Origin of the sequence: Bacillus sp. SIMBA_005 (assembly GCF_046535585.1) — a bacterium.
Taxonomy (GTDB): Bacteria; Bacillota; Bacilli; order Bacillales; family Bacillaceae; genus Bacillus; species Bacillus pumilus.
In genome coordinates this window covers 1-265 of sequence record NZ_JAWRWI010000542.1, presented here as the reverse complement: position 1 = coordinate 265, position 265 = coordinate 1, and the positions used below count along the sequence as shown (strand labels likewise).

The 265-nt window shown below is 54.7% G+C and carries 1 protein-coding gene; it reads left to right on the top strand.

The window, feature by feature from the left end:
- A partial coding sequence (locus SB660_RS21215; protein ID WP_486304213.1) for a thymidine kinase occupies positions 1 to 265 on the top strand: 265 nt, incomplete at both ends.

Genomic DNA, 265 nt, shown 5'->3' with positions numbered 1-265 from the left:
CTGAAATATGGGATCATATCAGTGAAAGCACGGACGTCATCGCGGTAGATGAAGTGCAGTTTTTCGGCGAATCAATCATCGGCGATTTATCCTTGCTTGCGGATAAAGGCTATCGTGTCATCGCGGCCGGACTTGATATGGATTTCCGGGGAGAGCCGTTCGGTGTGGTGCCGAATCTGATGGCGGTTGCCGAATCGGTGACGAAGCTGCAGGCGGTCTGCTCCGTTTGCGGGTCGCCGGCAAGCCGTACGCAGCGTTTGATTGA